Raw genomic sequence first — 19,754 nt, forward strand, 5'->3', positions numbered from 1 at the left:
CTAGACCATCGTGTCCGTGAGCGGCAGACCGAACTCGGCGCCACCGAACATCACGTAGGCGCGCTCGGCGTCGTTGGCCGCGTGGACCCGGCCCGCGTGTGCGTCGCGCCAGAAGCGCTGGATCGGCGTGCCGTTCGCGAGGGCCGTGGCACCCGAGTTCTCGAACAGCAGGTCGATCGATGCGATCGCACGACCGGTGGCACGAACCTGGTCACGGCGAGCACGCAGGCGGAGCTCGATCGGGATCTCCTCGCCGGCAAGAAGCTTCGCGTACTCGTCGGCGACGTTGCCGGACAGCTGACGCCACGCGGCGTCGATGTCGCTGGACGCCTCGGCGATGCGGATCTTGGCGAACGGGTCGTCCTTGGCCTTCTCGCCTGCGTAGGCCGCGCGCACGCGCTTGCCCTGGTGCTCGACGTGCGCGTCGTACGCGCCGTACGCCATGCCGACGATCGGGGTCGAGATGGTCGTGGGATGGATCGTGCCCCACGGCATCTTGTAGAGCGGAGCAGTGTTCTGCTGCAGACCCGGGGCGGTGAGGTCGCTCATCGCCTTGAAGCTCAGGAAGCGGTGCCGCGGCACGAACACGTCCTTGACGACGACCGTGTTGCTGCCGGTGCCCTTGAGCCCGACGACGTTCCACACGTCGTCGATCTCGTAGTCCTCACGCGGGATCAGGAAGCTGCCGAAGTCGACCGGGCGGCCGTCCTTGATGACCGGACCGCCGACGACGACCCACGAGGCGTGGTCACAGCCCGACGACCAGGCCCACGCGCCGTTGACCTTGTATCCGCCGTCGACGACCTCGCCGGCACCCATCGGCGCGTACGACGACGAGATCCGGACGTCGGTGTCGTTACCCCAGACGTCCGCCTGGGCCTGCTGGTCGAACAGCGCCAGGTGCCAGTTGTGGATGCCGAGGATGCCGGCGACCCAACCGGTGGAGCCACAGGCGCTCGCGATGTTGCGCACCGCGGTGTAGAAGGTGACGGGATCGGCCTCGATGCCACCCCACTGCTTGGGCTGCACCAGCCGGAAGAAACCGGTCTCCTGCAGAGCCTTGATGGACTCGTCGGGGATGCGGCGAAGATCCTCGGTCTCCTGCGCGCGTTCACGCAGCACCGGCAGTAGCGCGTCGATCCGCTGCATCACCTCGCGGCTGTCATGGTCACCCACTGGACGCTCCCGTCTGTAATCGATGTTCACTTGTCCCTGAGACTAGAACACGTTCTCTTCCATGTCGAGGGAACGTGAATTCCACTGGTAATCGGTAGTCGGTGGCGATACCAAGCGCGCGAAATCTAGCGGAATCGAGCGAAGTTCTATAACGTGTTCTACCAACAGCTAGAAGGGATGTGAGGTACTGATGGCGCAGATTCGTGAGATCGATGTGGGAGCTCCGCAGACGCGTTTCGCACGCGGTTGGCACTGCATCGGCCTGGAGAGCGAATTCCTCGACGGCAAGCCGCACGCGGTCGAGGCGTTCGGCACCAAGCTGGTGGTCTTCGCCGACAGCCAGAACAAGCTGCACGTGCTCGACGCATACTGCCGGCACATGGGCGGCGACCTGAGCCAGGGCGAGGTCAAGGGCGACTCCGTCGCGTGCCCGTTCCACGACTGGCGCTGGGGCGGCAACGGCAAGTGCACGGACATCCCGTATGCCCGGCGCGTGCCGCCGATCGCGCGGACCCGTTCGTGGACCACGTTGCAGCGCAACAAGCAGCTGTTCATCTGGAACGACCCCGAGGGCAACCCGCCGCCGGACGACGTCACGATCCCGGAGCTGCCGCAGGTCATGACCGACGAGTGGACCGACTGGCAGTGGAACCGGATACTCGTCGAGGGCTCCAACTGCCGCGAGATCGTCGACAACGTCGTGGACATGGCGCACTTCTTCTACGTCCACTTCGGGTTCCCGAAGTACTTCAAGAACGTCTTCGAGGGCCACGTCGCGACCCAGTACCTGCAGAACCACGGCCGGCCGGACGTCGGCAGCATGGGCACGCAGTACGGCGATTCGGTGCTGGACTCCGAGGCGTCGTACTTCGGCCCGTCGTACATGGTCAACTGGCTGCACAACAACTACAGCGGGTACAAGGTCGAGAGCGTCCTGATCAACTGCCACTACCCGGTCACCCAGGACTCGTTCATGCTCATGTACGGCGTGAGCGTGGAGAAGCCGAAGGGCCTCGACGACGCCACCAGCAACAAGCTCGCCCGCAAGTTCACCGAGGGCGTGGCGATGGGCTTCGAGCAGGACGTCGCGATCTGGAAGAACAAGACCAAGATCGAGAACCCGCTCCTGTGCGAGGAGGACGGCCCGGTCTACCAGCTGCGCCGCTGGTACGACCAGTTCTACGTCGACGTCGCCGACATCGACGAGAAGGCGACGCAGCGCTTCGAGTTCGAGATCGACACCACCAAGGCCGTCGAGGCCTGGCAGCGTGAGGTCGACGCGAACCTGGCGCGTCAGGCGGAGGAGAAGGCCGCCGCCGAGGCCGCCGATCACAAGACGGGGGTGTGACATGACCTCGACCTGGGCCAAGGCCCCGAACTACGCAGACAGCCCGGCCCGGGTCGAGGCCGTCCGCGCACAGACCGCAGCCGATCTGCACTCGTACCTCGAGGAGGGGCTCCACGAGGTGCAGTGCCGTACGTGCGGAACCTGCGTGCTCGTTCGGAAGAACAGCTACAAGCACACAAGCATTCAGTGGCAGGACGACCCGGCGAAGGTGTGTCCGGAATTCACCGGATCCGGCGGCCGGACCGGGTCGCGGCAGACCTGCCCGCGGCTGCTGAACAGCATCAACCACGCAGTGATGGAGGGCATCCTCGAGGTGCGCGACCCACAGTCGTAGTTGGTGTGGGGGGAGGCAGGAGAAGGGGCGCGCATCCGGCAGGATGCGCGCCCCTTCTTCGTCGTTCGGGTGCGGAAACTAGCGGGACGCCGCCTCGTGCTGCAGCTCGAGCGCGATGTCGATGAGCTGATCCTCCTGGCCGCCGACGAGCTTGCGCTTGCCGGCACGCACGAGCATCTCCGCGGTGGAGACGCCGTAGCGCTCGGCCTGCAGTTCGGCGTGCTTGAGGAAGCTCGAGTACACGCCCGCGTAGCCCATCATCAGGGCCTGCCGGTCGAGCAGGCACTCGGCCGGCATCGTGGGACGCACGACGTCCTCCGCGGCCTCGGCGATCGCGAAGAAGTCGATCCCGGTCTTCACCCCGATCTTGTCGCACACGCCGACGAGTGCCTCGACCGGAGCGTTACCGGCCCCGGCCCCGAAACGTCGGGTGCTGCCGTCGATCTGCTTGGCGCCCGCCCGGACGGCTGCGATCGAGTTCGCCACCCCCAGGCCCAGGTTCTCGTGCCCGTGGAAGCCGACCTGGGCATCCCGGCCCAGTTCCTGGACGAGCGCCTCCACGCGCTCGGCGACCTGCTCGAGAACCAGCGCCCCGGCCGAGTCGACGACGTACACGCACTGGCAGCCGGCATCGGCCATGATGCGGCCCTGCTCGGCCAGCTTCTCCGGCGAGACGGTGTGCGCCATCATCAGGAAGCCGACGGTCTCGAGCCCGCGGTCGCGGGCCAGCCCGAAGTGCTGGATGGAGACGTCGGCCTCGGTGCAGTGGGTGGCGATACGGCAGATCGACGCGCCGTTGTCCTGCGCCTCGACAATGTCCTCCTTGACGCCGACGCCGGGCAGCATGAGGAACGCGATCTTCGCCCGCTTCGCCGTGTCGACGGCGATCTTGATCAGTTCCTGCTCCGGGGTCTTCGAGAATCCGTAGTTGAACGACGAGCCACCGAGACCGTCGCCGTGAGTGACCTCGATGACCGGCACGCCGGCCCCGTCGAGGGCGGTGACGATGTCACGCACCTCCGCACCGGTGAACTGGTGCCGCTTGTGGTGCGATCCGTCGCGGAGCGAGGTATCGGTGATTCGGATGTCCCAGGCGCCGTCGAAGTGGATGCCGTCGGTCCGGTTCGCCGTCTTGCCGCTGTTGCTCATGTCGCTCACGCCTCCACACTCAGAAGCTGTCGGGCGATCTCCTCGCCCACCTTGGTTGCCGCCGCGGTCATGATGTCGAGGTTGCCTGCGTAGGGCGGCAGGAAGTCGCCCGCACCCTCGACCTCGACGAAGGTGGTGACAGTGGCGTGCCCGCCCGATACGACGGTCGGGTCACTGAACTGCGGCTCGTTGAGCAACCGATAGCCGGGCACGTACTGCTGAATGTCCGCGACCACCTGATGGATCGACTCGGTGATCGCATCGCGGTCGGCATCCTCCGGGATGGCACAGAAGATGGTGTCGCGCATGATCATCGGCGGATCCGCCGGGTTCAGGATGATGATGGCCTTGCCCCGGTCGGCGCCGCCTATCACCTCGACGCCGCGGCTGGTGGTCTTGGTGAACTCGTCGATGTTCGCGCGCGTACCGGGTCCGGCCGAGACCGACGCGACCGACGCGACGATCTCCGCGTACGGCACGTCGACGACACGGGAGACCGCGTGCACGATCGGGATCGTCGCCTGGCCGCCGCACGTGATCATGTTGACGTTCGGCGCCTCGAGATGCTCGCGCAGGTTCGCCGGCGGGACGACGGCCGGGCCGACCGCGGCGGGGGTGAGATCGATTGCGCGGATCCCGTGTTCGGCGTACTTGGGGGCGGCGGCGCGGTGCACGTGCGCGGACGTCGCCTCGAAGATCATGTCGGGCTTCTCGGTCTGGTTCAGCAGCCAGTCGACACCCTCGGCGGTGGTCTCGAGCCCCATCTTCCGGGCCCGTGCGAGTCCCTCGCTGGCGGGATCGATGCCGATCATCCAGCGAGGCTCGAGCCACTGGGATCGCTGCAACTTGTAGAGCAGGTCCGTGCTGATGTTGCCGGAACCCACGATCGCGACACTTGCCTTCGTCATGCGAACTCCTACTCGAATCGCAGGATTTCCGCGACGAGCACAGACGAACACCGACTCCACGAAGAGAACTGCAACGCGTGTTCGTTTGTCAACGTCACGGTCGGATGCCTCCAGCCATACTTACTGGCAGAAAGCATGGACTGGCAGCCCCACCATTCTATAACGTGTTCTACATGAGCAAGCAGGAATACGACATCGTCGTCGTCGGTAGCGGTGCTGCCGGTATGACGGCCGCCCTGACCGCCGCACACCAGGGCCTGAGCGTGGTCGTCGTCGAGAAGGCGGCCCACTACGGCGGCTCGTCCGCACGGTCGGGCGGAGGTGTCTGGATCCCGAACAACGAGGTGCTCCAGCGTGACGGCGTCACCGACACCCCCGATGCGGCCCGCACCTATCTGCACAGCATCATCGGCGACGTCGTCGACCCCGAGAAGATCGACACCTACATCGATCGCGGCCCGGAGATGCTCTCGTTCGTGCTGAAGAACAGTGCACTGGAACTGCAGTGGGTGCCGAACTACTCGGACTACTACCCGGAGGCGCCCGGTGGACGTCTCGGCGGTCGCTCCGTCGAGCCGACCCCGTTCGACGGCAACCGTCTCGGCGACGACCGCAAGAACCTCGAGCCGGACTACGTGAAGGCTCCCAAGAACTTCGTCATCACGCAGGCCGACTACCGCTGGCTGAACCTGCTGATGCGCAACCGTCGTGGCCCGCTGCGCGCGATGAAGGTCGGCATGCGCTTCCTGGCCGCGAAGGCACGCGGCAAGGATCTGCTCGTGCGCGGCCAGGCCCTGATGGCCGGTCTGCGGATCGGCCTCCGTGACGCCGGCGTCCCCATCCTGCTGAACACCCCGCTCACCGATCTCTACACGGAGGGCGACGTCGTGCGCGGCGTGAAGGTGCTCGTCGACGGCGAGGAGCAGATCATCCACGCCCGCCACGGTGTGGTCCTGGGCTCGGGAGGCTTCGAGCACAACGACGAGATGCGCAAGAAGTACCAGCGCGCACCGATCGGCACGGAGTGGACCGTGGGCGCCAAGGCCAACACCGGCGAGGGAATCGTCGCCGGCCAGAAGCTCGGCGCGGCAGTCGACTTCATGGACGACGCGTGGTGGGGTCCGTCTATCCCGCTCACCGGCGGACCGTGGTTCGCGCTGTCCGAGCGCACGCTGCCGGGCTGCATCATGGTCAACACCCGTGGCAAGCGATTCGGCAACGAGGCCGCTCCGTACGTCGAGGCCGTCCACACGATGTACGGCGGCGAGTACGGCCAGGGCGAGGGTCCGGGCGAGAACGTCCCCACCTGGATGATCCTCGACCAGCGCTACCGCAACCGGTACACCTTCGCCGGCATCACCCCGCGCTCGCCGTTCCCGGGCCGCTGGCTCAAGGCCGGAATCATCGTCAAGGCCGGCACGATCGCCGAGCTCGCCGAGAAGACCGGGCTGCCCGTCGACGCCCTCACCGAGACGGTGGAGCGGTTCAACGGCTTCGCCCGCAACGGCAAGGACGACGACTTCGGTCGCGGCGACAGCGGATACGACCACTACTACGGCGATCCGCGCCTGAAGAACCCCAGCCTCGCCGAGATCACCAAGGCGCCGTTCTACGCGATCAAGATGGTCCCGGGCGACCTCGGCACCAAGGGCGGCATCGTCACCGACGTCGACGGCCGCGCGCTCCGCGAGGACGGCTCCGTGATCGCCGGGCTCTACGCCGCGGGCAACTGCAGCTCCCCGGTCATGGGACACACCTACGCCGGCCCCGGCGCGACGATCGGTCCCGCGATGACGTTCGCGTACCTCGCCGTGCTCGACATCGCCGACCGCGCCCGTGCCGCTGCGGAATCCGTGACGAACTGACAGGAGATACACCAGTGCCCATCGATCCCTCGATCGCGATCGGAGCCGAGCTCCCCGCCCAGGAGTTCTCCTGGACACCGTCCGACGTGCAGCTCTACCACCTCGGCATCGGGGCGGGTTCCCGTCCGCTCGATCCGCGCGAGCTGCGCTACCTCGACGACTCCAAGCCGCAGGTGCTGCCGACGTTCGCGACGGTTGTGGCCAACATCCACGCGACCGAGGCTCCGCGTGTGTCGTTCCCGGGCGTCGAGATCGACCTGGCCAAGGTCGTCCACGGCAGCCAGGAAGTGACCGTGCACCAGCCGATTCCGGCCAGCGGGTCGGCACGGACCACCACCCGGATCGTCGAGGTGTGGGACAAGGGCAAGGCCGCGGTGATCGTGCAGGAGTCCTCGACGGTGGCGCTCGACGGATCGCCGCTGTGGACGGCGCGGTCGTCGATCTTCGCGCGCGGCGAGGGCGGGTTCGGAGGCGAACGCGGGCCGTCGGAGTCCGTCGCGCTCCCCGACCGTCAGCCCGACGCGGAGGTGCTCTCACCCGTCCTCCCGCAGCAGGCGCTCCTGTACCGCATGTGCGGAGATCGCAATCCTCTCCATTCGGATCCCGAATTCGCCTCCGCGGCGGGCTTCCCTGCGCCTATCCTTCATGGGCTGTGCACATACGGAATCGTGTGCAAGGCGGCGACCGACACCGTCCTCGACGGTGATGCCGATCGGGTCAAGGGATTTCGGGCCCGATTCGCCGGTGTGGTCTATCCCGGTGAGACGCTCCGGACTCGGATCTGGCGCGAGGGCGACCGACTGCTGCTCTCGGCAACGGTTCCCGAGCGCGACGACTCGCCCGCCCTGGCGGACGTCGTGCTCACCGTCGCGTAGCGGACGCCCAGTCGAATAGCTGTACCGGTCGGGTCGACGTGCTCGTCGACCCGACCGGGCATAACTGCACCCGTTTCTCTTTCCCCCTCGACACCTTGGAGTACACGAATGACGTCAATCGACGAGCCCCGGCTGTCGCGGCGAGGATTCCTCGCTGCGGGCGCCGGCGCACTGGCGGCCGGAGCCGTGGTCGGCGGATGGACCCCCGCGTTCGCGGTTCCCGCCGGATCCTCCGGCTCCCTCGGTTCGCTCGGTTCCTCGGGACCGGCCGCACCGCTCCCCACGCCGCCGAACTTCCCCTCGGACATCTCCCTGTTCCAGCAGGCGTACCAGAACTGGTCCAAGGAGATCATGCTGGACGCGACGTGGGTGTGCTCGCCGAAGACGCCGGAGGACGTCGTGCGCCTCGCCAACTGGGCACACGAGAACGACTACAAGCTCCGCCCCCGCGGCGCGATGCACGGTTGGACGCCGCTGACGGTCGTCAACGGGTCGAACGTCGAAAAGGTGATCCTCGCCGACACCCTGACGCACCTGAACAGCGTCAGCGTCAACGCGAACGGCTCGCCGGCCACCGTCACCGCGGGTGCCGGCGCGACGCTCGACGCGATCGTCACCGAGCTGCAGAAGTTCAACCTGGGCTGGGCCAACCTACCGGCTCCGGGCGTGCTGTCGATCGGCGGCGCGCTCGCCGTCAACGCACACGGTGCGGCGCTGCCTGCCGAGGGTGCAGACACGTTGCCGGGCCATACCTACGGCTCGCTGAGCAACCTCGTCACCGAACTCACCGCCGTCGTGTGGGACGGCAGCAAGTACGCGCTGAAGACCTACAGCCGGAACGATCCCGGCATTCTCCCGATGCTCACCAACCTGGGTCGCTGCTTCCTGACCTCGGTCACGATGCAGGCCGGTCCCAACGTGCGCATGCGGTGCCAGAGCTACACCGACATCCACTGGGAGGAACTGTTCGCAGCGAAGGGCGCCTCGGGCCGGACGTTCGAGAAGTTCGTCGCCGAGTGCGGTGGCGCCGAGGCGATCTGGTACCCCTTCACCGACAAGCCGTGGATGAAGGCGTGGACGGTCACAGCGGACAAGCCGGAGGGGAACGGCAGCTCCGGCTCGTCCGGATCGCTGGGTTCGCTGGGCTCGCTCGCGGGCAAGCCGGCTCAGTCGCGTGAGGTCACCGGCCCGTACAACTACGTGTTCTCCGACAACCTGCCGGAGTCGATCACCGACATGATCGGCGCGATGATTTCCGGGAACCCCGCGATCGCACAGCAGTTCGGTCCGCAGATGTACGAGATCACCAAGCTCGGTCTGGCCGCGACGAACTCCAGTGACATCTGGGGCTGGTCGAAGGACGTCCAGTTCTACATCAAGGCGACCACTCTGCGCCTCACCGAGGGCGGCGGCGCCGTCGTCACCAGCCGCGCCAACATCGCGACCGTGATCCACGACTTCACGCAGTGGTTCCACGGCCGCATCGAGTACTACCGCGCCAAGGGGCAGTACCCGCTGAACGGCCCGGTCGAGATCCGCTGCTGCGGCCTCGATCAGGCGTCGGACGTCAAGGTTCCATCGGCCGGTTCGCCGACCATCGCAGCGACCCGTCCGCGTCCAGATCATTCCGACTGGGACGTCGCCATCTGGCTGAATGTCCTCGGCGTTCCGGGCACCCCCGGCATGTTCGAGTTCTATCAGGAGATGGAGCAGTGGATGCGGGAGCACTACAACAACGACACCGCCACGTTCCGCCCCGAGTGGTCGAAGGGCTGGGCGTTCGGCCCCAACCCGTACACCGACGCCGACATCATCACGAACAAGATGCCCGCCACCTACCGTGCGGGCGTTCCCACGTCGGACAACTGGGACACGGCACGGACGCGGTACAACCTGCTCGACCCGCACCGGATCTACTCGAACAACTTCATGGATCAGCTACTCCCGTAACCCGGGCCGATCCACGCACCGACGCCGGTGGTGCCGCGCCCAAAACGCGTGGCGCCACCGGCGTCGTCGTATCCACGCGCGACTCGGCGTCGGCGTACCGTCGGAAGTGATCGGTGACAGACGCGAACGAGGGAGTGCTGTCATGACATCGAGCAATCCGGACCCGGTTCCTCCCCAGTCGCCTTCCGGCCCGACGGAACCCGCTCCGCCTCCTCCCCCGCCACCGGCCGCCCCGCAGCAGGCGTCGGGCCCGCCGCCGAGCAACGCCGGATGGGCGGTCGCCACGCTGGTCGCCTTCTGGCCGCTCGCCTTCGCGGCATTCAGCAACGCGTTCGAGGTGTATCCGCGGTGGGCCCGCGGCGACTATGCGGGGGCCCAGTACGCGTCCGACCGGGTCCGCAAGCTCGGTCAGCTGTCGCTGTGGATCCTCGGCGGCATCCTCGTGCTGGTCGCGATCGCCTACATCGTGATGGCCGCGGTGTGGATCTCGCACGGCGGCTACGACGAGAACTGGCACCACCACGGGAGGGGCTGGTAGTCGCTCACCGCGTCGGGAGCACGTCGGCCGTGTCGGCGTCGTCGCGTGCCGTCGAACCGCCGACGGTTCGGGCCTGCGCGAGTGGCACGCACAGGATCACCACGAGCGCCACGGCCGACACCGCCGCCCCGAGCCAGAAGAGTCGGTCCAATCCGGCCGCCGCGGGTACGGCCACGGCGCCGACCGTCACGGCCGACGCGGCGAGGATCGCCGCACCCACCGCACTCGCGGTCGAGGTTCCGACGGCCCGCACCAGACTGTTGACGCTGTTGGCCGACGCGGTCTGGTCGAGCGGGACAGCGTGCGTGATCAGCACCGGCATCGCGGCGAGCGCGAACGCGACGCCCACCGAGACGACGAACGCGCTGATTCCGACGCAGAGCACACTGGTGCCGAACACGCCGCGTTCGGCGAATCCGACGGCGATCGCGCCCGCGCCGACAGCCAGCGTCACCCGGGCACCCCAATCACGGATCATGGCCGCCGACACCGGTGCCAGCAGGATCATCACGGCACCGCCGGGCAGCATCACCAGACCGGCGGCCGTCGCGCTCAGGCCGAGGCCGTGTCCGGTCCACGTCGGAACCTGGAGTTCCTGTGTGGACGCGTAGGAGCTGAGGAACATCGCGAAGCCGAGGAGCAGTGCACACAGGTTGGCGACCAGCACCGGACGCAGCATCGACGTGCGCAGGTCGACGAGCGGATGTGACGTCCTCAGCTCCATCGGGATCCACGACATCAGGCCGATCGTTCCGGCAACTGCGAGCCCGACGGTGGGTGCGCTCCCCCACCCCCACACGCCGCCCTTCGAGATCGCGAGCAGCACCGCGGTCAACGCCGACGTCAGCACCACTGCGCCCCGATAGTCGAACCGTCCGGCGGCGCGGGTGTTCGACTCGGGAACCACGAACGGCAACAGCGCCGCCATCGCGACGGCGAACCCGGCGGGCACCCAGAACAGCGACTGCCAGCCGAGGTGCTCGTGGAGAACACCGGACAGCGGCATCCCGAACACGCTGCCGATGCCGATCGTCGCGCTCATCAACGCGACACCGCCGCCGAGCCGTTCGGGTGGGAGGACGTCGCGCATCATGCTGATCCCGACCGGCATCAGAGCCATCGCGAAACCTTGCAGCCCGCGACCGGTGACCACCGTGGCGAATCCCGGTCCCACGGCAGCGAGTACCGAACCCGCCACCATCAGTCCGAGACACACCAGCATCATCGCGCGCTTGCCGAACATGTCGGCGAGCCTGCCGATCAGCGGTGTGCCGACGGCACCGGTGAGCAACGTGACGGTCACCAGCCACGAAGCGCTGGTCGGCGGAACGTCGAGATCGACCGCGAACGCCGGTAAGACCGGCACCACGAGCGTCTGCAGGAGAGCGACCAGGATCCCGCTCAGGCTGAGGACACCGATGACGAGCCCGCTCCGCGCAGTGCGCGGAGCGGGCGACAGGGCGGCGATCACCCAGTCACGCGGGCGGCGTTACCAGCGTCGATCGGGAGCACGGTGCCGCTGATGTGGGAGCTGGCCTCGGCGGCGAAGAAGAGCACGGCGCGGGTGATCTCGAACGGATCGAGCCACGGAACCGGCTGCGCGTGCAGGGACTGGAAGACCGGGGCGACGTCGTCCATCGTCGGTTCTTCCAGGTCGGGACGCATCATCGAGTAGAGCGCCTTGTTGTGGATCATGCCGGTCGAGATGTTGCCCGGCGCAATGGCGTTGACGGTGATGCCGTTCTGGGCGAGGTCCAGCGCCGCGCTCTTCGTCATGCCGATGACGCCCCACTTGGACGCGGCGTAGGCGACCATGTTGGTGTTTCCGGCCCGGCCGAGCATCGAGGAGATCGTGACGATCCGGCCGTAGCCGCGCTCGATCATCCCGGGCGACACCGCGGCGATCGTGTTGAAGACACCGGTGAGGTTGCTGCCGATCGCCTCGTTCCACTGCGCCGACGTCATCGACTGCACCGGGGCGGCCACCGAGACACCCGCGTTCGCGACCGCGATGTCGACGCGGCCGAACTCGGACTCGGCGCGCCTGACGAGGTCGTCCATGGCCGCGCGATCGGCGGTGTCCGCCTTGACCGCGATGCACTTGCGCCCGGTCGCCTCCACGAGACGCACGGTCTCGGCCATGTCCTCCTCGGTGCCGAGCGGGTAGAACACCGAATCGCTGTTCTCACACCGGTCACAGATGACGATGTCGGCACCGCGCTCGGCAAACGCCACGGCGTGCGACCGGCCCTGCCCCCGGGCTGCGCCGGTGATCAGTGCGACCTTGCCTTCGAACTCCTCCATGCTGCTGTTCTCCTCGAGATCGGGGACCGTGACGACACACGGGGTCCGCAACTATCACTACCCGCCCAGGATGTGACACCGGACACAAGTCCCGGCCAGCGGGAAGTTCGTGCACCCCCACGGAATCACAATCGACGCCGCGGTTGGGGAATGCGGCGCGATCGTCACCGACCTACGACGAGAATGACGACGGCCGACACCGTCGCCAGGGCCACGACAGTGACGGCCAGGCCGAGCATGATCGCGAACGGATACACGACGCGACCGGCCCCGAAGTGCTCACTCGCGCGTTCGTACCGACGGCGCGCAGTCACCACGACCACGGACGCCGCCGCTATCGCCCATATACCGATCACCTGCACCACAACCGACGATCCCGGCACGTACCGCAGACACAGGAAGGCGACCGCCGCCAGGCTCGCGGCGGTGCGCACCCACGCGAGCGCCGTCCGCTCGGGCTGCAGGCCCGGATCCTGGTGGGCCGCGGCCGCCACGGTCAGCGCACCACCACGATGAGGAGGGTGACGCCGGCACCGGCAATCAAACACGCCAGCAGTGCCGCGATCGCGGGCACGGGCAGGCTCCGCCCGGTGCGCATCGCCGCCTCGACGGCCATCCAGCGCGCGAACGCGAATATGACGAGTAGGACCGCACCAACGAGCAGACCCACCACGAGGACGGTGTGGATCGCGGGTCCGACGACGTCGGACCCGAACGCTTCGAGGCCGACGGCCGCCGCGATCAACCCCAGCGCGGTGCGGACCCAGGCGAGGAAGGTCCGCTCGTTCGCGAGCGTGAACCGCGGGTCCGGATCGTCGCCTTCCCGGAACGCCCTGGGTCGCCACCCTCGCATCGTCACCGCGCCCGGTCCTCCTTGCTCATCGATCCGCTCAACGGACGTAACGCTTCAGCACTGCGGCGCGTCGGCGACCGAGCGTCGCACGCCGCTCGTCCGCGCCCACCCGCCTCGTGGCGGCGGGCAACTCGGCCAGTACATCAGCGACCCTCACCTTACGCACGGTCGGCGTCGGCAGATCGACAGCCGTCGCGAGCCACCAGCGGCAGACGCACCGAGTGAAGCGTTCCCGGCGGTGTCCAACCAGTTCGCGACACCGGGATCGCGATGCGCGACGACCGCGCGGAACACGCCGTCGTAGTCCAGGACTGCCTGGTGGCCGTTCAGCGAGGTCTGTCGATAGGTGTAGTCGAGTGATTGCCCCCAGTAGTCGCCGAGATGAATGTTCCAGAAGTGGCATTCCGGCGGCGTCACCTCGAGGATCAATGCCTCGTTGGTCCCGATCTCGAAAGTCCCTCCGCCGTAGGCGATGTGTCCACCATCGCTCGCGTACGACGCGCTGACGGTGGGCTGGGTTCGCAGCACGTTTCGTTCGCCGTCGCGCAGGCAGTACATCGAGGCCGGCGTGGACTAGGCCATGAAAAACTCACTCTCCGTGGTCGTTCGAGGCCGAATCAGGCCGGGACGTCGCCGAGAACGGCCACCCGCTCCATCACACGCCGGTGCGGGAAGTAGTCGCTGGCGGCGTAGTGCTGCGTGGCGCGGTTGTCCCAGAACGCGATCGAGTTCGGCTGCCACCGGAACCGGCACTGGAAGTCCGGCACCTTGGCCTGATCGAAGAGGTGGCGCAGCAGCGCCTCGCCCTCGGTGGGGTCCATGTCGGGGATGTGGGTGGTGAACAGGCTGTTGACGAACAACGTCCGCCGACCGGTCTCGGGATGGATCCGGACGATCGGATGCTCGACTGGCGGATACTGCTCCTTCATCGCGGCCAGCTTCTCGGGCCCCATCGAGCGGCCGAACGACGGCACGAAGTCGTGAATCGCGACGCGACCCTCGATCCGCTCCTTGACCTCGTCGGACAGGCAGTCGTAGGCGTTGCCCATGTCGGCCCACAGCGTGTCGCCGCCGGCCGGGGGAACATCCAGGGCGCGGAGCACCGATCCGAGCGGCGGGCGCTTCTGCCACGTCACATCCACGTGCCAGATGTTCTCGGTGCCCGGATTGTCCTCGCCGCGCTCGAAGTGGACCACCTCGGGCACCTCCCCCTGCGGCAGCAGCGGGTGGACCTCGAGTTCGCCCCAGTGCCGGGCGAAGTCGCGGTGCTGGGCGCCGGTGATCCGCTGGTCGCGAAAGAACACGACCTTCCACTCGAGCAGTGCCCCACGGAGCTCCTCGACGACCTCGGCGCTCGGATCCCGCAGGTCCACGCCGTGGATCTCCGCCCCGATGTAGGGCGTCACCGGCCGCACCTCGAACTGCGTGTACGGAATCGACTCGAATCCGTCTGCGCACCTGCGCATTCCACGAGGACCGAACTCGATCGAGTGGCCACCGATGTCGACCGTTCGACTGTTGGTCAGCGTTGTCATGCAAGCCTCCTGCTCTCGAGGGATCCCGCTCCGGACACACCACCGCCCGACGCCCGCGACCGATCGGGCCGGCGAGAACGTCCCCGGAAAAGTATCAGTCAGTGACTTAAACCGTCAAGACACTGACTTAAATCACGAAAAGCACTGCCCGATGCAGCGTTTGAGAGGAAGGACCTCCGGGTCGAGACCTCGACACATTCCACTGAGTGGGACCTGTGTCACATCGCTTCCGGGACCGTGACTACCGTCTCGTCGTCGGGGCGGACTACCCGCCCTCCCCGAACGTCGTCGACCGCCACCGCCAGGCATTCCTCATTCGCCGACGAAACACGCTGGGACACAGGCTCCCGCAGTCCTCGTCGATCGCCACACGAAACAAAGGACAACGATGGCGCTCGCCCTCACCCCGGTTCGAGGCAAGGTTCCACGAGCCCGAATCTTCGCCGTACTCGCCGTGATCATCTTCTTCTCCGAGATCGCGACGTTCGAGATCCTCATGGTGTACCCGGCCATGCCGCACATGGCATCGGCCTTCCAGACGCTGAACATCGCGTGGGTGGTCTCGATCGTCACGCTCACCGGCGCGACGCTCATGCCGCTCATCGGAAAGGCGTCGGACAAGCTGGGCAAGAAGCGGGTGATCCTCGGCCTTGCCGTCGTCTTCGTGCTCGGCAGCATCGTGTGCGCGACGGCGACCTCGTTCGCCGTCCTGCTCGCGGGTCGCGCGATGCAGGGCGTACTGGTCGGGATCGTCGCGCTCTCGTACAGCCTCGTGCGCGACATCATGCCGCGCGACTTCGTACCCGTCGCACTCGGCATGGTCGCGACCGGTATCGGCATGTCGGCGGTCGCCGGCCCGTTCATCGCCGGCTGGCTGATCGACGGCTTCGGCTTCCACGGGATCTTCTGGTTCATGGCGATCTATCTCGCCGTACTGATCCCCCTGTACTGGGCGGTGGTGCCGGAGAGTCCGGTGCGCACCGACCGCCCGGTGGACTACCTCGGTACCGCGCTTCTCGGCCCTGGCGTCGCGGTTCTGCTCCTGGGCATCACGAAGGGCAGCTCGTGGGGCTGGACGGCAGCGAGCACTCGCGGCCTGCTGCTGCTGGGCGCGGCGATGCTCGTGGCATTCGTCGCGTGGCAGCGCCTGGCAGCGCATCCGCTCATCGACCTGAAGATCCTCTTCGGCCGCAAGTTCGGTCCCACGGTGCTCGCGGTCAGCGGACTCGCCTACATGATGAACGCTCACTCGATGCTCATGCCCACTCTCCTGCAGACTCCCGCCGGATTGCCCGGGATCTCCTACGGTGCAGGACTTTCCGCTACCCAGTACGCACTGTGGACCTGCCCACTCGGCATCACCGCCATGTTCGCGGGGCCACTCGGCGGCTACCTTGCCAAGCGGATCGGGGCACGTCAGGTCCTGCTCGCCTCCGGAGTCCTGTTCCTGATCACGATGTTCCTCGGCAGCGACATGCTCACGGTGCAGTGGCAGGTGGCCGCGCTGAGCATGATCGCCGGCTTCTCGGTGGGCTTCCTGCACTCGTCCAACGCCAACCTCGTGCAGGACTCGCTGCCGCCCGAGACCAGCGGTGTGGGCACCGCGATCGCCGGCGTGACGATGCAGCTGTGCTCGGCGATCGCGGTGACCGTCACCGGCGTGGTGATGTCACATCACGTCCAGGCGGTCAACCCGAAGACGCACGCTGTCCTCTATGCCGACGAGGCGATCTCGCGCGGCTTCCTCTACGCCGGAGCGGTTGGACTCGTCGGCCTCGCAGTCGCGATCGTGATGAAGCACGGCCGCCGGCCCGCCACAGGCGGACTGGCGCCCTCGATCTCGGACGCCGATCAGTCCGAGCTCGAGTCGGGCGCCTCCAACGCTCCCACCGACATGTCGACCAGATGACGCACGGTCTCGTCGAAGTCCGCGTCCACAACCGGATTCCCGCTGTTGCGTCGCTGCTCGAACACCGCGAGTGCCGACACCGCCATGTTCAGCATCAGGTCCACCCGGATCACGGCGACGCGGCGTGGCAGATGGTCGAGCGCGCGCATCAGCCGACCGGACACCTCGCGACTGGCCTCGGTGACCTCGGACAGATCGGGGTTCAGGATGTCGACCGACGGGGAGACCCGGGCGATGAACTGCGCGTAATAGGAGCCGGTTCCCGAGGTCCGGAGGTAGTCCGCGAGGGGCACGACGACGGCCTCTACGAGGGCGCGCACGTCGCCGCCGCGACCCTCCTCGTCCAACGCCGCGAGGAACGCCGCACGGTTGCGGTTGATCTCCTGCATACGTCGCCGGAACACCTCGAGCACGAGACCATCCCGCCCACCGAAGTGGTATTGCACGGCCGAGTTGTTCTTCTGGCCGGCCGCCGCCGCGACGTCGCGCATCGACACGCCGTCGATGCCGCGCTCGGCAAACATCCGCTCGGCGACTTCGATCATGGCGCTTTTCGCGTTTCCAGGGTTCGACACGCCGAGAGAGTAGTAAGGCAGCGCTTTAAGGGTCAAGGCGCAGCCTGTACCCACCCCTGTCCCACCGCCCAGAGAGGTGCACCGTGAACCGTCATACGATCCCCGTCGTCCGCACCGAACCATCGGTCTCGACCGCAGTCGACTACCGCAACCAGAAGGAACCATTCACCCGGCCGGAACCGGTCCGGCCGCCGTCCGGCGCACCGAACGTCCTGCTGGTGATGCTCGACGACGTCGGCTTCGGCGCGCCGTCCGCGTTCGGCGGCCCGTGCCGAACCCCCACCGCGGAGCGATTGGCCGCCGACGGCGTCAAGTACACCCGCTTCCACACCACCGCGCTGTGCTCGCCGACGCGGGCCGCGACCCTCACCGGACGCAACCACCACAGCGTGGGCTTCGGCGTGATCGCCGAACAGGCCACGGCGGCACCGGGTTACAACGGAACCCGCCCGGACTCGGCGGCAACCGTGGCGCGGATCCTGCAGGGCAACGGGTACGCGACGGGCGCGTTCGGCAAGATGCACCAGACGCCCACGTGGGAGATCAGCGAGGCCGGACCGTTCGACCGCTGGCCCACCCGCGAGGGGTTCGACCGCTTCTACGGCTTCCTCGGCGCCGAGTCGGACCAGTTCTCCCCCGTCCTGTACCAGGATTTCACCGTCGTCGATCCGCCGCGAACGCCCGAAGACGGCTACCACATGTCGGAGGACCTGGTGGACCGCGCGATCGAGTGGATCGAGTCGGTCGGCACCATGGACCCGGACAAGCCGTGGTTCTGCTACCTGCCGTTCGGGGCCTGCCATGCCCCGCTGCAGGTTCCCGACAGCTACCTCGACAAGTACCGCGGCGAGTTCGACCACGGCTGGGACCGCCAGCGGGAGATCACACTCGAGCGACAGAAGCAGTTGGGAGTCGTCCCACCGGAGACCGAGCTCGCGAGGTGGGCCCCCGACCTGCCCCACTGGGACGATCTCGACGACGACCGGAAGACGGCCTCGGCCCGCCTGATGGAGCTGTACGCGGCGTTCCTCGAGCACACCGACGATCAGGTCGGCCGTCTCGTCGACCGGCTGCAGGAACTCGGCGCGCTGGACAACACGCTGGTGCTGTACATGCTCGGCGACAACGGCGCGTCCGCCGAGGGCGGCATGGAGGGCTCGTTCAACTACCTGGCCGGGCTCAACGGCTACAAGCAGACCACCGCGGAGGTGCTCGAGCGGTTCGACGAGCTGGGCACGCCGACGAGCTATCCGCACTACCCGGCGTCGTGGGCGATGGCGCTCGACACCCCCTACCAGTGGACCAAGCAGGCGGCATCGCACTACGGCGGCACCCGCAACGGCCTGATCGCGCACTGGCCCAAGGGAATCACCGATACCGGAACCCTGCGCCACCAGTGGCATCACTGCGTGGACATCACCCCGACGATCCTCGAGGCGGTGGGCGTCCCGGCGCCCGACACCGTGGACGGTGTGCCGCAGAAGCCGATGGAGGGTGTCGCGATGAACTACACGTTCACCGATGCCGACGCGGCGGACCGGCGCACCACGCAGTACTTCGAGATCTACGGCAACCGCGGCATCTACGACCACGGCTGGACGGCGGTGACGTTGCACCGGGCGCCGTGGCTGATGGCGACGTACGGCCTGAAGCTGCCGACGTTCGACGAGGATCGGTGGGAGCTGTACGACACGAGCGTCGACTGGTCGCAGGCGCGCGACCTCGCCGCCGAGTTCCCCGAGAAGCTCGAGGAGCTGAAGCAGAAGTTCCTCGTCGAGGCCGCCCGGTACCAGGTGCTGCCGCTCGACGACCGCACCGTGACGAGAAATGCTGCACCCCAGGACCGCCCGCCGCACCCGCTGCGGGGTCGGACGAGCATCACGCTGTACCCGCACATGCACGGGCTGCCGGAGAAGGCGGCGCCGCCGCTCTTCAACCGTTCGTACGTGATCACGGCGTCGCTCGAGACCGGCGGCGGTCCGTGCGCGGGAATCCTGGCGAGTCTGGGTGGGCGTTTCGGCGGCCTCGCGCTGTACGTCGCCGACTCGAAGCCGGTGTTCTGCTACAACTTCAGCGGCGGCGGGCAGACGTTCGTGCGGCCGGACGTGGAACTGACCGCGGACACCCGCGAGGTGCGCCTCGAATTCGACTACGACGGAGGCGGTATCGGTCTCGGCGGCACGGCCCGGCTGTCGGTCGACGGGGACGAGGTGGGCAGTGCGCGCATCGAACACACCACCCGCGCGATCTTCAGCATGAACGAGCAGCTCGACATCGGCGTCAACCGCGGCAGCCCGGTCTGCGACGACATCGTGGGCCGCTTCGCGTTCAGCGGACGCCTGCACCACGTGCGCGTCGACCTGCCGGGCGACGACCGTCCGGAGACCGCGGCCGAGCGGCAGCGGGTCGCGCTGGCTACGCACTAGGAACACGAG

General features: G+C 67.5%; 18 protein-coding genes. 8 read left to right on the top strand and 10 right to left on the bottom strand.

The features are described from left to right. Complete coding sequence (hsaA, locus tag ABI214_RS10420) at positions 1-1,149, bottom strand: 3-hydroxy-9,10-secoandrosta-1,3,5(10)-triene-9,17-dione monooxygenase oxygenase subunit (RefSeq protein ID WP_348611480.1); 1,149 nt, start codon at positions 1,147-1,149, stop codon at positions 1-3. A 217-nt stretch (positions 1,150-1,366) separates the two neighbouring features. On the opposite strand from hsaA, the gene ABI214_RS10425 reads away from it, so the two are divergent. After that, complete coding sequence (locus ABI214_RS10425; protein WP_348609809.1) at positions 1,367-2,524, top strand: Rieske 2Fe-2S domain-containing protein; 1,158 nt, start codon at positions 1,367-1,369, stop codon at positions 2,522-2,524. A gap of 1 nt (position 2,525) precedes the next feature. Further along, a complete protein-coding gene (locus ABI214_RS10430) occupies positions 2,526-2,858 on the top strand; it encodes a hypothetical protein (protein WP_348609812.1) in 333 nt (110 codons plus the stop codon). A 78-nt stretch (positions 2,859-2,936) separates the two neighbouring features. Here ABI214_RS10430 and dmpG read toward each other — a convergent pair whose 3' ends face one another. After that, positions 2,937-4,007, bottom strand: a complete 1,071-nt coding sequence (gene dmpG / locus ABI214_RS10435) for a 4-hydroxy-2-oxovalerate aldolase (RefSeq protein ID WP_348611483.1) — start codon at positions 4,005-4,007, stop codon at positions 2,937-2,939. A gap of 5 nt (positions 4,008-4,012) precedes the next feature. Beyond that, positions 4,013-4,915, bottom strand: a complete 903-nt coding sequence (locus tag ABI214_RS10440) for an acetaldehyde dehydrogenase (acetylating) (RefSeq protein ID WP_348609815.1) — start codon at positions 4,913-4,915, stop codon at positions 4,013-4,015. A gap of 164 nt (positions 4,916-5,079) precedes the next feature. Here ABI214_RS10440 and kstD point away from each other — a divergent pair, with 164 nt between their 5' ends. The 4 genes from kstD to ABI214_RS10460 all read left to right on the top strand — a co-directional run bounded on the left by kstD (position 5,080) and on the right by ABI214_RS10460 (position 10,143). Continuing rightward, positions 5,080-6,780 carry a 3-oxosteroid 1-dehydrogenase gene (gene kstD, locus ABI214_RS10445; RefSeq protein ID WP_408585864.1) on the top strand — a complete coding sequence of 567 codons (1,701 nt, stop codon included), beginning with the start codon at positions 5,080-5,082 and terminating at the stop codon, positions 6,778-6,780. 14 nt (positions 6,781-6,794) lie between these two features. After that, positions 6,795-7,655, top strand: a complete 861-nt coding sequence (locus ABI214_RS10450) for a MaoC/PaaZ C-terminal domain-containing protein (protein WP_348609821.1) — start codon at positions 6,795-6,797, stop codon at positions 7,653-7,655. A gap of 108 nt (positions 7,656-7,763) precedes the next feature. Then, positions 7,764-9,605 (top strand): cholesterol oxidase substrate-binding domain-containing protein, encoded by a 1,842-nt coding sequence (locus tag ABI214_RS10455; protein WP_348609824.1) that lies wholly within the window; start codon positions 7,764-7,766, stop codon positions 9,603-9,605. Between the two features lie 142 nt (positions 9,606-9,747). Then, a complete protein-coding gene (locus tag ABI214_RS10460) occupies positions 9,748-10,143 on the top strand; it encodes a CD225/dispanin family protein (protein WP_348609826.1) in 396 nt (131 codons plus the stop codon). Positions 10,144-10,147: 4 nt separating this feature from the next. On the opposite strand, the gene ABI214_RS10465 is transcribed toward ABI214_RS10460, so the two are convergent. The 6 genes from ABI214_RS10465 to ABI214_RS10490 form a co-directional block, all read right to left on the bottom strand. Next, positions 10,148-11,614 carry an MFS transporter gene (locus tag ABI214_RS10465; RefSeq protein WP_348609828.1) on the bottom strand — a complete coding sequence of 489 codons (1,467 nt, stop codon included), beginning with the start codon at positions 11,612-11,614 and terminating at the stop codon, positions 10,148-10,150. Further along, a complete protein-coding gene (locus ABI214_RS10470; RefSeq protein ID WP_348609831.1) occupies positions 11,611-12,447 on the bottom strand; it encodes a mycofactocin-coupled SDR family oxidoreductase in 837 nt (278 codons plus the stop codon). The genes ABI214_RS10465 and ABI214_RS10470 overlap by 4 nt, the downstream gene beginning before the upstream one ends. Before the next feature lie 164 nt (positions 12,448-12,611). Next, the gene (locus ABI214_RS10475) at positions 12,612-12,941 is read right to left on the bottom strand and encodes a DUF202 domain-containing protein (protein ID WP_348609833.1); all 330 of its coding nucleotides are present in this window, start codon (positions 12,939-12,941) and stop codon (positions 12,612-12,614) included. Between the two features lie 2 nt (positions 12,942-12,943). Continuing rightward, positions 12,944-13,300: a YidH family protein gene (locus tag ABI214_RS10480; RefSeq protein ID WP_348611487.1), complete on the bottom strand. Its 357-nt coding sequence runs from the start codon at positions 13,298-13,300 to the stop codon at positions 12,944-12,946. A gap of 153 nt (positions 13,301-13,453) precedes the next feature. Next, the gene (locus ABI214_RS10485) at positions 13,454-13,858 is read right to left on the bottom strand and encodes a hypothetical protein (protein WP_348609836.1); all 405 of its coding nucleotides are present in this window, start codon (positions 13,856-13,858) and stop codon (positions 13,454-13,456) included. Positions 13,859-13,917: 59 nt separating this feature from the next. Beyond that, positions 13,918-14,835 carry a TauD/TfdA dioxygenase family protein gene (locus tag ABI214_RS10490; protein ID WP_348609839.1) on the bottom strand — a complete coding sequence of 306 codons (918 nt, stop codon included), beginning with the start codon at positions 14,833-14,835 and terminating at the stop codon, positions 13,918-13,920. A 388-nt stretch (positions 14,836-15,223) separates the two neighbouring features. Between ABI214_RS10490 and ABI214_RS10495 the strand changes: the two genes are divergently transcribed. Next, on the top strand, positions 15,224-16,744 hold the full coding sequence (locus ABI214_RS10495; protein WP_348609842.1) for an MFS transporter: 1,521 nt from the start codon (positions 15,224-15,226) through the stop codon (positions 16,742-16,744). Here the strand turns inward: ABI214_RS10495 and ABI214_RS10500 are convergent. Next, a complete protein-coding gene (locus ABI214_RS10500; protein ID WP_348609845.1) occupies positions 16,687-17,373 on the bottom strand; it encodes a TetR/AcrR family transcriptional regulator in 687 nt (228 codons plus the stop codon). The genes ABI214_RS10495 and ABI214_RS10500 overlap by 58 nt on opposite strands. Positions 17,374-17,402: 29 nt before the next feature. On the opposite strand from ABI214_RS10500, the gene ABI214_RS10505 reads away from it, so the two are divergent. Beyond that, positions 17,403-19,745, top strand: coding sequence for an arylsulfatase (locus ABI214_RS10505; RefSeq protein ID WP_348609848.1), 2,343 nt, complete (start codon positions 17,403-17,405; stop codon positions 19,743-19,745). Positions 19,746-19,754: the final 9 nt, after the last annotated feature.

Origin of the sequence: Prescottella soli (genome assembly GCF_040024445.1) — a bacterium.
In the GTDB taxonomy this organism is placed as follows: Bacteria; Actinomycetota; Actinomycetes; order Mycobacteriales; family Mycobacteriaceae; genus Prescottella; species Prescottella soli.